This is a genomic window from Rhodococcus sp. B50 (assembly GCF_013602415.1).
Taxonomy (GTDB): Bacteria; Actinomycetota; Actinomycetes; order Mycobacteriales; family Mycobacteriaceae; genus Rhodococcus.
In genome coordinates, this window is record NZ_WPAG02000002.1 from 574538 (window position 1) to 587795 (window position 13258).

Sequence of the window (13258 nt, forward strand, 5' to 3'; positions counted from 1 at the left end):
GGACGCGATATGTGAAGCTGTCCTGCGTGAGCAGCATTCAGGTGGCGGATCAGACCTTCGTAGCGGCGCCCCCGGAGCGCATCGCCGAGGAGGTCGCGGCGCCCGATCGGTGGCGTGCATGGTGCCCCGATCTCGCGCTGACCGTACGTGAGGACCGTGCGGAGAAGGGCATCCGGTGGACGGTGTCGGGCCCGCTCGACGGGACGATGGAAGTGTGGCTCGAACCGGTCCTCGACGGCGCGGTGATCCACTACTTCCTGCACTGCGAACCGGCGGGTGTCGCACCCGAGCGCGTCGCGGGTCTCGACCTCGCCGGCATGAACCGGACGCGCCGCGTTCAGGGAAAGGTGATGGCCTTCGAGGTCAAGCAGCGTCTCGAGGCCGGTCGTCCGGCCGGTGAGCCGCCGCGCCGCTGACCGGTGAGCCGCCGCGTCACCGAAGCAACCGAAGGACCGAAGTCCCGATACCGTTGTCCGCACGGTATGTGATAGACCCTCGGAGCGGGACTGATCGGTATCCACACGAGGGGCCGAGAAAGGGAGCCGTCACCACATGGCCGAGAAGACGAAGAGGTCGATCACCATCGGCGCGCCGGCCGAGCGTGTCATGCAGGTCATCGCAGATTTCGATGCCTATCCCACGTGGGTGTCGGCCGCGAAGACCGTGGAGGTCGTGGAACACCGCCCCGACGGGCGGGCCGAGCGCGTGCGCTTCGTCCTGGACGCCGGCATCGTCAAGGACACCTACGTCCTGCGGTACAAGTGGGCGCCCGACAACCGCGCCGTGAGCTGGGAGCTCGAGAGCGGCGAGATCCAGAAGGCCCAGTCCGGCTCGTACGTGCTGACCGAGAGCGCCGACGGCACCACCGTCGTCGACTACCAGCTCACCGTGGATCTCACGATCCCGATGATCGGTCTGTTCAAGCGCAAGGCGGAGAAGGTCATCACCGACACCGCCCTGAAGGAACTCAAGAAGCAGGTGGAGGGCTGAACGTCCGGCACGCCCCGGCCCGCGTGCGGTGGTTCCTCGGCAAGGGCGGCGCCGGGAAGACGACCTTGGCCGCGGCCGAGTCGCTCGCGACCGCCCGCATGGGGGAGCGTGTGCTCGTCGTCTCGATCGATCAGGCGCACTCGCTCGGCGACGTGCTCGACCTGCCCCGGGCCACCGACGGGGACACCGGCGCGTCCGACATCCGGACCGTCGAGGAGAACCTCGACATGGTGGAGATCGATGCGCTGCAGCTGCTCCGCTCGCGCTATGCGGTCCTCGCATCGATGGCGGCGCTCGCCGGGACCCACGAACACGCGGAGCAGTTCGACCTGCCCGAGCCCGACGAACTGACCGGCCTGCCCGGCGTCCAGGAACTCCTCATGCTCTCGGAGGTCGCGCGCCTCGCGGACACCGGGAGGTGGTCCCACATCGTCGTCGACGCGCCGGCCTCGGCGGACGCCCTGCGCACCCTCGCCGCGCCACGCACGGTGGCCGACTATCTCGAGCGGATCTGGCCGCAGCACAGTCGGGTCGCGGCCACCACCGGCCCCGATCCCCGGACGGCCGTCTTCGTCGCGCTGTTCGACCGGCTGCTCTCCGGCATCGCCGCGGTACGCGACCTGCTCGACGATCGCGGACGCAGCGCCGCGGTGATCGTGGCGACGCCCGACCGCGCCGGTCGTGCCGAGCTCCGCAGGGTGCGGTCGTGGCTCGCCCTGTCCGGCATCCGTGTCGAAGCTGTCGTGATCAACGGCGTCATGCCCTCGGTAGGCGGTTCGGGTGCGGCGGCGCGACTGCTCGCCGATCAGCGGGCCGCGCACGTAGCGATCGTGGAGGAGATCGGGACGACCGTCACCGACATCCCCGTGATCGTGTGCGAGCGACGTGCAGTCGAGCCGGTAGGGTTGGCAGCTCTGGAGGAGCTCGCTACGGTGCTCCGCCGGGATGCACCCACACCCTCGCCGGACACCGGCGATCCGGTCCGGGTGCAGCACGAATCGGGAACGGGGGTGGAATCGGTGTACGCGATGCGCATGTACCTCCCACTCGCCGACCCTGCGTCCCTGACGCTCGGACGGATCGGCGACGACCTGGTCGTCGGCGCCGACGGCATGCGCCGCCGGGTGCGACTCGCGTCGGGGCTGCGCCGGTGCACGGTCTCCGAAGCCGAGTTCGACGGCACCGATCTGGTGGTGCGCTTCGTGCCGGATCCGGCGGTGTGGCCGCTGTGAGGGACGATCACGAAGCCCTGCTCTCCGAGCTGTTGCTGCTCGCCGACGCCGTGCTCGACCGTGTCGAGGGTGCGGTGCAGCAGTTCGTCGTCGCGCCCGGCGAGGCACCGCATCCCGCCGACGACTCCGCTCCCGGCTCGGCGGCGACCCCGAGCGGGTGCGCGTGGTGCCCGCTCTGCGCGGCCGCAGCGCTGGTACGCGGCGAGAACCATGAGCTCGTCACCAGGCTCGCGACGAAGTTGGCGGCATTGATCGCGTTGCTCCGTGAGTTCCTCTCGCAGTTCCTGCCCGCCACCGGCGGCAGCAGCCCACCGGAACCCACCCCCGACGCGCCGACGCGCGAGCGGCCGGCCTTCGTGCCGATCTCCGTCAACGTCCGGCCGTGAACATCGGCAACGGGAACGGCGCTGTGCTCACGGTCGGGATCGACATCGGTGGAACGAGTATTCGTGCCGCGGCCGTCGATCGGAACGGCGAGGTCGCCGACAGTGTGCGCACGCAGACGCCGTCCTCCGCGGTCGCCCTCGAGAACGCTCTGTACCGTCTCGTCGATCATCTGCGCGGTCGCAACGACATAGCAGCGGTCGGGCTGGGGGTCGCGGGCTTCCTGACCGGAGACCGCACCACCGTGCGGTTCGCACCTCACCTGCCCTGGCGGGAGACGCCTCTCGCAGAGACGTTGACCGCGCGCTTCGGGCTGCCGGTCGTCCTCGAGCACGACGCCAACGCCGCGGCCTGGGCCGAATACCGCTTCGGTGCCGCTGCAGGTAGCGGAATCGCGGTGATGGTGGCACTCGGAACGGGCATCGGCGCCGCCCTGCTGCTCGACGGCAGGATCTATCGCGGTGCGTACGGTGTGGCGCCCGAACTCGGGCATGTGCAGGTCGAACCCGACGGTCGTCCCTGCCCGTGCGGAAAGCGCGGGTGCTGGGAAAGATATTGCAGCGGAACAGGTCTCGTGGACACGACCGTCGAGATGCTCGCGGCGGATCCTGGACGTTCCGTGCTCGCCGGCGAGATCGCGGCGGATCCGGGATCGCTCACCGGACGGCGGATCGCCGGCGCGGCCCACGACGGTGATCCCGTCGCGCTCGCGGCCTTCGACGACTTCGCCCGCAGACTCGGGCTCGGCCTGGCGCTCGTCGCCGATGTCTACGATCCCGAGCTCGTCGTCATCGGGGGAGGGGTCTCCGGCTCCGCTCCGCTGTTCCTCGACGCGGCGCGCGAACACTATGCGGCCGTCACCACCGGTGCCGGGCATCGTCCCCTCGCGCGCGTCCGGGTGGCGCAACTCGGTGACGCCGCCGGATTGATCGGTGCCGCCGATCTCGCCCGATCGGCGATCGAAACCTCCGGAGCGACGCAGTAGGTGAGATTATCGTCACGTCGGTGCCGAAAGGGTGGGGTCGGGCACTGAGGCGATGTGCGTGTGGCAGTCGCGTCGTCGTAGAGTCGACCGGCGGGCGGTGCTGCACCGATCCGTGTGGGGGATGATCGGATTCGGGAAGGATGCCATGTGGTACTGGCTGTTCAAGTACGTCCTCCTGGGACCGCTGCTGTGGCTCATAGGTCGTCCGAAGTTCGAAGGCGGCGAGAACATTCCGGCGCACGGCCCGGCGATCCTGGCCAGTAACCACCGCGCGGTCCTCGATTCGTTCTACCTTCCCCTCCTCGTGCGACGGCGGATCACCTTCCTGGCGAAGAGCGAGTACTTCACCGGGGCGGGCTTCAAGGGCGCCTTCCAGCGCTGGTTCTTCTCCTCGGTCGGGCAGGTCCCCATCGACCGCACCGGCGCCGACGCCGCGCAGGACGCGCTCAACGCGGGGGTCCGGGTTCTCGGCCAGGGCAAACTGCTCGGCATCTACCCTGAGGGCACCCGCTCACCCGACGGACGTCTCTACAAGGGCAAGACCGGCCTGGCGCGACTGGCACTGGAGACCGGCGTCCCCGTGATCCCCGTCGCCATGATCGGAACCGACCGGATGAACCCCATCGGTTCGAAGATGTGGCGACCGGCGAAGATCACCGTGCGGATCGGTGAGCCCCTCGACTTCTCCCGGTTCGAGGGCATGGGTGGCAACAGATTCGTCGAGCGCACCGTCACCGACGAGGTCATGTACTCGCTCATGCAGTTGTCGGGCCAGGAGTACGTCGACATCTACGCCGCGACCATGAAGAACAAGCCGGGCGCGACCGACGGCTCGGGTGCGCCAGGGGAGGCCGGCGCGTCGGCATCCGACGTCGTCATCCCGCCGCAGGACGGTCCCGTCGCGGACCGTGTTCCCGACACCCGCGCCGGGTGAGCGGGTGCGCTACTTCTACGACTGTGAGTTCATCGAGGACGGTCGCACGATCGAACTCGTCTCGATCGGTGTCGCCTGCGAGGACGGCCGCGAGTTCTATGCGGTGTCGACCGAGTTCGACCCGTCCCGGGCCGGTGCGTGGGTGCGCCGCAACGTGCTCCCGAAGCTGCCGCCCCCGGCACACCCCGCGTGGAAGTCGCGGTCGAGGATCCGCGACGACCTGCTGAAGTTCCTCGTGCCCCGGCCGGGCATCCGGCCCGAGTTGTGGGCGTGGATCGGGGCCTACGACCACGTCGTCCTCGCGCAGCTGTGGGGCACGATGCCCGAGCTTCCCGACGTCCTGCCCCGATACACCCGCGAGCTCCGGCAGCACTGGGAGGACTCGGGCTGCCCGCCCCTGCCTCCGGTTCCGGACGACAACCACGACGCACTCGCCGACGCCCGCCACAACCTCGCGAAGTTCGAGGCGATCGAGGCCGCCCGTCGTTCACGGTGACGCGGGTAACGGGGTGCTGCGCCGCTTCCGGCCGTCACGCCATATCCTGAACAGGTGAACTGGACTGTCGACGTGCCGATCGACCGCTTGCCCGAACTTCCTCCGTTGCCCGAGGAGCTGCGTGCCAACCTCGACGCGGCGCTCGCAAAGCCGGCGCTGCAGCAGCCCAGCTGGCCGGAGGAGCAGGCCGCGGCGATGCGCACCGTGCTCGAGAGCGTGCCCCCCATCACCGTGCCCCGCGAAGTCGAGGAGCTGCAGAGCCAGCTCGCCGCCGTCGCCCGCGGTGAAGCCTTCCTCCTCCAGGGCGGCGATTGCGCCGAGACGTTCGCGGACAACACCGAGCCGCACATCAAGGGCAACATCCGCACATTGCTGCAGATGGCGGTGGTGCTGACCTACGGTGCCTCGACGCCGGTCGTGAAGGTCGCGCGTATCGCCGGGCAGTACGCCAAGCCGCGCTCGTCCGACACCGATGCCCTCGGTCTGCCGTCCTACCGCGGCGACATGGTCAACTCGCTGGTCGCCGACGCGGAGGTGCGCAGGCACGATCCGTCCCGCCTCGTGCGCGCCTACGCGAACGCGAGTGCTGCGATGAACCTCGTGCGGGCCGTCACCGCCGCCGGCGAGGCCGACCTGCACCGCGTGCACGACTGGAACCGGGCCTTCGTCTCCGCCTCGCCTGCCGGCGCCCGCTACGAGGCGCTCGCCTCCGAGATCGACCGCGGTCTGCGGTTCATGGACGCCTGCGGCGTCGTCGACCCGAATCTGCGGGCGGCAACGATCTACGCCAGCCACGAGGCCCTCGTCCTCGACTACGAGCGTGCGATGCTGCGCCTCGACAATTCGGGCGACGAGCCGCGCCTGTACGACCTGTCGGCCCACTTCCTGTGGATCGGTGATCGCACCCGTCAGCTCGACGGCGCGCACATCGCGTTCGCGGAGCTGTTGTCGAACCCGATCGGCCTGAAGATCGGTCCGTCGACCACCCCGGAGATGGCCGTCGAGTACGTCGAGCGGCTCGACCCGCACAACACGCCGGGCCGGCTCACCCTGATCTCCCGGATGGGTCACTCGAAGGTCCGCGACCTGCTGCCCGGCATCATCGAGCGCGTCGAGTCCACCGGGCACAAGGTGATCTGGCAGTGCGATCCGATGCACGGCAACACCCACGAGGCGTCCACCGGCTACAAGACCCGACACTTCGACCGCATCGTCGACGAGGTCCAGGGCTTCTTCGAGGTGCACCGCGCGCTCGGCACGCATCCCGGTGGCATCCATGTCGAGCTCACCGGTGAGGACGTCACCGAGTGTCTCGGTGGCGCCCAGGACATCTCCGATCTCGACCTGCACGGTCGTTACGAGACGGCGTGCGATCCGCGTCTGAACACGCAGCAGTCGATCGAACTCGCATTCCTTGTCGCGGAGATGCTCCGCGGGTAGCCGGGGAAACGTCTCCGGATCAGGGCAGTGCGGTCAGCGTGACCGTGCTGCCCTGTTCGGCTCTCCGGCCCGCCCCGGGGTTCTGGCCGATCACGACCGACCTGTCGGAGTCGCCGAGCTGCCGCACCTCGACGTCGAAGCCGAGGCGGGTGAGTTCGTCTCGGGCCGAGCCCACCGAGCGTCCCAACATCGACGGCACCTTCACTGCATCGGATACGAGGAGAGTGACCGTTCCTCCTGCATTGACCTCGTCGCCCTCCGCCGGATCGGTGCCGGCGACGCGGCCCTCGTCGACGTCGGCGTCGAAGACCTCCCGGATCTCCCCGACGGTCAGCCCCGCCTCGTCGAGGATGCGCCTCGCCTCGTCGACCGTGCGTCCGGCGAGGTCGGGCAGGGTCACCGGGGGCGATCCTTTGCTCATCACGAGCTTCACCTCGGACCCGACGGGCAGGACCGTTCCGGGCGCGGGGTCGAGTGCGGCGACGCCTCCCTCGGGCACCGTGGTACTGAATGCGGTGCCGCCCTCCACCGGTTCGAAGGTGCGACGCCGCAGTTCGTCCTCGACGACGGATCTCTCCCCGGCGCCGGGGATGGACGGGACGGTGGGCTTACCGAGCGAGACGAGCAGCGCGATCGTGTCGCCGTCGGGCACGCGTGATCCTGCGGTGGGGTCGGTGCCGAGAACAGTGTCGACGGGGACCTCGTCGGAGTACTCGCCTCTGATCTCGCCGGCCAGCCCGGCGGTCTCGATCGCGGAGACTGCGGCAGCCCGGTCGAGCCCCTGCACGGTCGGGACGTCGGTGAGCCGGCCGGCGCCGAGCCACCACCCGGCGATCCCCATGAACAACGCGAGCACGATGATCGCGGCGATCCAGGCGGCCGCCGAGCGTCGCTGACGGCGACGGTCGGCAGTGTGGTCCGGCCGGGGCGCCACCGGTTCGGTGTCGGGGCGCGGATGGGTGCGGGTCGCGACCCGGGTGGGGTGCGGACGGGTGGCGGGAACATTCGGTCCGGGGGTGCCCGGCACGGCGGTCTGCACGGTCGTCGGCGCATGTGCGTTCGCCGCGGCGGCGCCGGGCAGCACCGCGGTCGCGGGGGCGGGGTCGTGGTGCCCGGCCGCGGAGCCGTCGGCGGTGCGCGCCGGTACGGCGGCGTCGGGATCCACCGGTGCCGGTGGCGTGCGCACCGCGGATCTCCTCGGGGCGGGAACCCGGTAGCGCGGAAGATCGAGCGTGTCGCAGATCTCCCCGAGAGCATCAGCCATCACCTGGGCATCCGCGTAGCGTTCGGCCGGTTCGCGCTCCGTGGCCCGGCGGACGAAGGCGTCGAGTTCGGGCGGCACCCCGTCGATCGCCGAACTCGGATCCGGCACGTCCTTCTCCACACGCTGGTACGCCACCGACAGTGACGTGTCGCCGGTGAACGGGGTGCGACCGGTGAGCATCTCGTACACGAGCACACCGGTCGAGTAGACGTCGCTGCGTGCGTCCGCGCTGCCGACGGTGACCTGCTCGGGAGACAGATAGGCCGCGGTGCCGAGGATCACGCTGCGCGAGGTGGTGGTCGCGGCGGCGACGGCCCGGACGAGCCCGAAATCGGCGATCTTCACCTCGCCGTTGCCGGAGATGAGAATGTTCTCGGGCTTGATGTCGCGGTGCACGAGACCCGCACGGTGCGCCACGGCCAGGGCCCCGAGAACCGGTGCCGCCACGGCGGCCGCGGCGTGAGGCGGCATCGGGCCGCGTTCGCGCAGCAACTCGCGCAGGGTGCCACCCTCGACGAGCTCCATCACGAGGAAGACGTGATCACCGTCCTGGCCCTGGTCGTACACCGCGACCAGCCCGGGGTGGGTCAGTCGCGCGACGGACCTGGCCTCGAACTCGAATCGAGCCAGGAACTGGGGATCGGCCGCGAACTGCGGGTCCATGATCTTCACGGCGACGGGACGGTCGAGTCGCATATCGGTGCCGCGGTAGACGGTCGACATGCCGCCCCGCGCGATCTGCGATTCGATGCGATAACGCCGGTCGAGCACGACGCCGACCAGTCGGTCGCCTCCAGCGGTCACCCGGTGTACCCCCGTGTCTCGTGCGTGATGGTGGGACGCCGGTACCCGGGTCTTCGAGGTATCGGCGTGACGAAGGTCCGGCCCCGCGTGTGCAAAGCGATTTCGTCCCCGTCGATCGTAGCCAGCTCTCGTGGACGGTAGCCGCGTAGCTGCCCGTGCGGGCGCAGAGATAACGTGGTGGGGTGAGTGCAATCCCTTACTGCGACGACGTTCTCGACCGCTCCGTCCCCGTGGTGCAGCTCGTCGACGTGGCGAAGAGCCTCGGCGTCGCCATCTCCCGCGTCCATCAGATGGTGCGCGACCGGCAGCTGCTGGCGTTCAAACGCGACCGGGTGCCCGTGGTCCCCGAGGCTTTCCTCGACGGCGAAGGGAACATCCTCAAGGGCCTCCCCGGTCTGATCGCGGTGCTGCACGACGGTGGTTACGAGGACGACGAGATTCTGCGGTGGTTGTTCGACGAGGACGATTCTCTTCCCGGCGGATGCCCCGTGGCCGCGATGCACACGCAATCCGCGCGCGAGGTGATGCGGCGGGCGCAGGCGCTCGCCTTCTGAGTTCCCCGGATCTCTCCGGGATCTCAGCGACGCCGCAACAGCGAACCGGTGACGTACTCGGTGAGCATCACCGCGGCGCGCGTGCGGCGAGGAACCGTCGCGCGCCGGTCGAGGACTCGGAAACCGCTACCTTCTACCTCGTCGAGGATCCGCCCGTAGAGCGTGAACGCGGTGCGGATGCCCGGCCGGATGCGGTCGGGGAGTAATGCCAGGCCGGGTTCGGCCCTGCGGTATTCGGCGCGGGTCAGCGCGACCGCGTGGGCGAGGGCCCGCCGGACCCTCGGATCCACCACACCGCTGCGCCTGCCCTCGCGCAGCAGGTCGAGGTCGACCCCGAACGCCGACCACAGGTCGAGCGGGATGTAGACGCGTCCGCGTTCGAGGTCTTCTCCCACGTCGCGAATGAAGTTGGTGAGCTGGAACGCCTCGCCGAGCGCGGCAGCGGCCGGCGGCGCGGCCGGATCGTCGACCTCGAAGATCGGAAGCAGTTCGAGCCCGATCACGGCTGCGGAGCCGTACATGTACTCGCGTAGTTCCTCCATGGTCCGGTAATGGGGCCGGAACTCGGGCGTGCCCGGCACGTCCATGCGCATGGACCGGATGAACGCCTCGAAACAGTCGATCGGGATCCGGTACTGCTCGATGGTGTCGGCGAGTGCGCGGACCACCAGCCCGGTGTCGTCGAGCGGGCCCGGATCTCCCGCGAGCGCGGCGTGCAGCCGCGTGTGCGCATCGTCGACCCCGCGGATCGCGGCTTCCGGGTCGTCCACGGCGGTGACATCGACGATGTCGTCGACGTGCCTGGCGAAGCCGTAGAGCGCGTGGACGGCGCGCCGCCGCGAGGCGGGCAACAGCCGGGTGGCGAGATTGTAGGTGCGTCCGTGCTCGGCGGTGAGGTCAGCGCAGTAGGCGTAGGCCCGGGTGAGATCGTCGGTCACGATCCCGGTAGGCCGGTCAGGCACGGTCGTCCCGCGCAGCACCCGTGGGCGGTGCCGGTCGCGGCCGCAGTCGCAGTCGCAGCGGATCGTAGGTGACCAGGGCGCGGGCCGCGACGATCGAGGCGAACACCGCGAGCGCGACGTGCGCGAGGTTGTACATGCCGATCGAGCCGTCGGGGTTGAAGATCAACATGAGCCAGGTCGACAGCGCGACGAGCACCATGAGGACCCGGGGCGACATCGTGAAGGCGGCGGCGACCGCGAGCGGCCACGAGTAATACCACGGCAGAGCAGCGGGCGACAGCAGCGTCACAGCGGTCAGGGCCACGACGATCCCGAAGACCGCGTCGCGTTCGGTGCGGCGGAACCGCCACCACGCCCACGCGAGGATCACCACCAGCGCGATCGCGCAGAGCAGGCGCGTGATGTCGAGGATCGAACCGAGGCGCCATGGAGTGATCCATGTGACGACGTGCGCCATCATCGTCGGCAGCGACAACCAGTTGATGATCTTCGACGATCCGGACAGGGCGGTGAGCCAGCCGATACCGACCCCGGCGAGCAACGAGGTGCCACCGAAGACCGCAGCGAACACGAGCAGTCCGAGTCCGGCCGCCTTGGCGAACAGGCGGACGGGCGCTGCCGGTTCGCGTCCCTCGGCGCGTGCACGGTCGCGTTCGTGAACCATCCACACCCACACCAGGAAGGGCAACGCCAACCCCGCGGTGGCCTTGATCGCGGCGCCGAGCGAGACCAGTGCGATGCCCCCGAGATGGTGGCCCTCGAGAACCAGCACGATGCCGGCGATCATGAGACCGACCATCAGCAGCTCGTTGTGCACTCCGCCGACGAGGTGGATCAGCACGAGCGGGTTCAGGACCGCGAGCCACAGGGCGATCGCGGGATTGCCGCCCATGCGGCGTGCGAGTTTCGGCACGGCCCACGCCATGAGCGCGAGGCCGGGGAGCATGGTCAGACGCCACAACCACGTTCCCGTCACCACGTTGTCGTCGGTGATGGACGTGATTCCCGCACCGAGGAGCAGGTGGACGGGGCCGTAGGGGGTGGTGGTGGTCGTCCACACATTGCTGACGTTGTCGAGCAGGACACCCGGATTGACGACCGGTCCCACCGCGTACGGATCGAAGCCGTCGCGCAACAGCGCACCCTGAGCGAGATAGGAATAGGCGTCGCGGCTGAACATCGGTGTGGCGATCAGCAGGGGAGCCGTCCACGCGGGCAGCACCGTCCACAGATCGCGCACCGTCACGAGCCCGGCGAGGGTCGCCCGGCCGACGCGTACCCACGCGCCGATCATGAGGAGCACACCGATCCACAAGATGATCGTCGAGAGCAACTGGCCGTGGCCGAAGCGCAGCCAGGACAGGTAGATGTCCTCGAGCAGCGGATCGACCCGGCGGACGCTGCCCGCCCCGAAACTGCCGAAGGTCATGAACACCGCACCGCACGCGCCGAGCAGTGCGGCATTGCCGGCGGGGCTCCTCAGGAAGGCATGTTTCGAACGCTCACGTGCCGGTGTGACCGTCCCCTCCGGCGCGGGCGAGGTCTGCGACTCGGCGTCGGGCGAGGCAGGGGACGACATCGGTACGGTTCCTCCCCCGTGGACGTGTGGATGCGCGGCGCGCAGATGCTGGCGAACGAGGACAGTTTAGTGGAGAGGTGGAGCGCGTTGCGCCGGGTATCACCGCGTGCGCGGAACACCGAGCCGTTCGGCGGCGAGCCTCCCGGACAACAGCACGGTGGGCACGCCGACGCCGGGCACCGTCGCCGAACCTGCGAGCACCACGCCGGGAACGGCCGGGTCGAGGTTGCGTCGCCGGAAGGGTCCGGTCTGGCGGAAGACGTGCGCGCTCGAGAACGGGCTGCCCGCCTGCATGCCACGGGCGTGCCAGGTCGCGGGTGTGTCGATGTGGTCGACGCGGAACCCGTTCGTGATCCCGCCGTATCCGCGGCGGTCGAGGACGTCGAGCAGCTCGTTGCGGTAGGGCACCGCGAGTTCCGCCCAGGCGAGTGGGGCGCTGTCGAGGTTCGGGCACGGTGCCAGCACCGACAGGGGCTCGTGTTCGACGCCCTCGCGGGTGAACCGCAGGCCGGGATCGGACAGTGCGGGCCGGGTGATCAGCAGTGACGGATCCGACATCAGGCGGCCGCGACCGCGGCTGCGGGTGATCTCGGCGAAGGTGCGGTCCCATGCGGCGCCGAAGTCGATCACGTGGTGATGTTGTGCCGACCAGCCGCCGGTCACCCCGGTAGGGATGGATCCGTGCAGCACCACCGCCGAGGGTGCGGCCAGCGTGCGCCGGCGCCGCCGGCGCGGCAGCACGGCGTCGACGATCGGGGTGTCGGGGGTCAGGACGGCCGCGTCGCACGGGAAGCGGTGCCCGTCGCGGGTGCGGACACCGTCGATCCGGCCGCCGGTGATGTCGACCGCGGTCACCTCCCGGCCGAGTTCGAGCCGCCCCCCGGCCTCGACGAACGCCGCGGCCATCGCGCGGGCGACCGACCGCATACCGCCGTCCACCGCGTACACACCCATCGAGGTGTCCATGTGGGCGATGGCTCCGTATACCGCCAGAGCCCGTGCCGGAGCGACACCGGCGTACAGCGCCTGGAAGGTGAAGACGCGGCGCAGGCGGGGGTCGGTGACCCTGCGGTTCACCTGCGCGCCGAGCCTGCCGAACCCGCCCAGACGGAGCAGGCGCACCAGATCGCGCACGGCGGCGGGCGACGAGACGAGGTCGAGCGGCGAGTCGAAGTTCGCGTCCATGAAGCGGTCGAACTCCGCCTCGAAGATGTCGGCGAGCCAGGAGCGCAACCGCAGGTAGCGCCTTGCTTCGTCGGGCCCGCACACCCGGGAGATCTCCGCGACCATGGCATCGGGATCCGAATGCACATCGATCGAGGTGCCGTCGGCGAAGCGTGCGTGATAGGCGGGGGAGAGTCGCCGGGTGCGGAGCGCCGGGCGGACGGAGTCCCGGTCGGCGCCCACCGAGGCGAGCGCATCGTCGATCAACTCGGGCATCGTCAGTACGGTGGCGCCGTTGTCGATCTCGTAGCCCGGCCCGTGATAGCTGCCGACCCGGCCACCGACGTCGTCGGCGCGTTCGAGCACCGTCACGTCCTTGCCCCCGCCACGCAGGTGCAGAGCCGCCGACAGACCGGCGAGTCCGGCGCCGACCACGACGACCCGGTCGACGCCGGAAACCGTCCGCATCG

At 69.8% G+C, this 13258-nt stretch carries 13 protein-coding genes; 9 read left to right on the forward strand and 4 right to left on the reverse strand.

Annotated features, from left to right (window positions below; all coding sequences use genetic code 11):
• The first annotated feature begins 26 nt into the window (after positions 1 to 26).
• The 8 genes from GON09_RS03025 to GON09_RS03060 all read left to right on the forward strand — a co-directional run bounded on the left by GON09_RS03025 (position 27) and on the right by GON09_RS03060 (position 6461).
• Complete coding sequence (locus GON09_RS03025; protein ID WP_213930540.1) at positions 27 to 416, forward strand: polyketide cyclase / dehydrase and lipid transport; 390 nt, start codon at positions 27 to 29, stop codon at positions 414 to 416.
• A gap of 136 nt (positions 417 to 552) precedes the next feature.
• Positions 553 to 990 carry an SRPBCC family protein gene (locus tag GON09_RS03030; protein WP_213930541.1) on the forward strand — a complete coding sequence of 146 codons (438 nt, stop codon included), beginning with the start codon at positions 553 to 555 and terminating at the stop codon, positions 988 to 990.
• Positions 991 to 1013: 23 nt separating this feature from the next.
• A complete protein-coding gene (locus GON09_RS03035; protein ID WP_213930542.1) occupies positions 1014 to 2222 on the forward strand; it encodes an ArsA family ATPase in 1209 nt (402 codons plus the stop codon).
• On the forward strand, positions 2210 to 2608 hold the full coding sequence (locus tag GON09_RS03040) for a hypothetical protein (protein ID WP_213930543.1): 399 nt from the start codon (positions 2210 to 2212) through the stop codon (positions 2606 to 2608). The genes GON09_RS03035 and GON09_RS03040 overlap by 13 nt, the downstream gene beginning before the upstream one ends.
• Complete coding sequence (locus GON09_RS03045) at positions 2605 to 3591, forward strand: ROK family protein (protein WP_213930544.1); 987 nt, start codon at positions 2605 to 2607, stop codon at positions 3589 to 3591. Before GON09_RS03040 ends, GON09_RS03045 begins: the two co-directional genes overlap by 4 nt.
• A gap of 145 nt (positions 3592 to 3736) precedes the next feature.
• Positions 3737 to 4525, forward strand: coding sequence for a lysophospholipid acyltransferase family protein (locus GON09_RS03050; protein ID WP_213934245.1), 789 nt, complete (start codon positions 3737 to 3739; stop codon positions 4523 to 4525).
• Between the two features lie 4 nt (positions 4526 to 4529).
• Entirely contained in the window at positions 4530 to 5021 is a 492-nt protein-coding gene (locus GON09_RS03055; RefSeq protein ID WP_213934246.1) for a polyadenylate-specific 3'-exoribonuclease AS, read from the forward strand.
• Positions 5022 to 5075: 54 nt separating this feature from the next.
• The gene (locus tag GON09_RS03060) at positions 5076 to 6461 is read left to right on the forward strand and encodes a class II 3-deoxy-7-phosphoheptulonate synthase (RefSeq protein ID WP_213930545.1); all 1386 of its coding nucleotides are present in this window, start codon (positions 5076 to 5078) and stop codon (positions 6459 to 6461) included.
• Between the two features lie 19 nt (positions 6462 to 6480).
• Here the strand turns inward: GON09_RS03060 and pknB are convergent, their stop codons facing one another.
• Complete coding sequence (gene pknB, locus GON09_RS03065) at positions 6481 to 8529, reverse strand: Stk1 family PASTA domain-containing Ser/Thr kinase (RefSeq protein WP_213930546.1); 2049 nt, start codon at positions 8527 to 8529, stop codon at positions 6481 to 6483.
• 182 nt (positions 8530 to 8711) lie between these two features.
• Between pknB and GON09_RS03070 the strand changes: the two genes are divergently transcribed.
• Complete coding sequence (locus GON09_RS03070) at positions 8712 to 9083, forward strand: Rv2175c family DNA-binding protein (RefSeq protein WP_307854295.1); 372 nt, start codon at positions 8712 to 8714, stop codon at positions 9081 to 9083.
• 23 nt (positions 9084 to 9106) lie between these two features.
• Here the strand turns inward: GON09_RS03070 and GON09_RS03075 are convergent, their stop codons facing one another.
• The 3 genes from GON09_RS03075 to crtI form a co-directional block, all read right to left on the reverse strand.
• Positions 9107 to 10021, reverse strand: coding sequence for a phytoene/squalene synthase family protein (locus tag GON09_RS03075; RefSeq protein WP_307854296.1), 915 nt, complete (start codon positions 10019 to 10021; stop codon positions 9107 to 9109).
• A gap of 16 nt (positions 10022 to 10037) precedes the next feature.
• The gene (locus GON09_RS03080; protein ID WP_213930548.1) at positions 10038 to 11624 is read right to left on the reverse strand and encodes an alpha-(1->6)-mannopyranosyltransferase A; all 1587 of its coding nucleotides are present in this window, start codon (positions 11622 to 11624) and stop codon (positions 10038 to 10040) included.
• A gap of 99 nt (positions 11625 to 11723) precedes the next feature.
• The gene (gene crtI / locus GON09_RS03085; protein WP_213930549.1) at positions 11724 to 13256 is read right to left on the reverse strand and encodes a phytoene desaturase family protein; all 1533 of its coding nucleotides are present in this window, start codon (positions 13254 to 13256) and stop codon (positions 11724 to 11726) included.
• Positions 13257 to 13258: the final 2 nt, after the last annotated feature.

What these genes read in the sequence shown, in the direction of transcription:
- GON09_RS03030 (WP_213930541.1), top strand. Translation starts at nt 553, where the DNA reads ATGGCCGAGAAGACGAAGAGGTCGATCACCATCGGCGCGCCGGCCGAG.
- GON09_RS03050 (WP_213934245.1), top strand. Translation starts at nt 3,737, where the DNA reads ATGTGGTACTGGCTGTTCAAGTACGTCCTCCTGGGACCGCTGCTGTGG.
- GON09_RS03080 (WP_213930548.1), bottom strand. Translation starts at nt 11,624, where the DNA reads ATGTCGTCCCCTGCCTCGCCCGACGCCGAGTCGCAGACCTCGCCCGCG.
- crtI (WP_213930549.1), bottom strand. Translation starts at nt 13,256, where the DNA reads ATGCGGACGGTTTCCGGCGTCGACCGGGTCGTCGTGGTCGGCGCCGGA.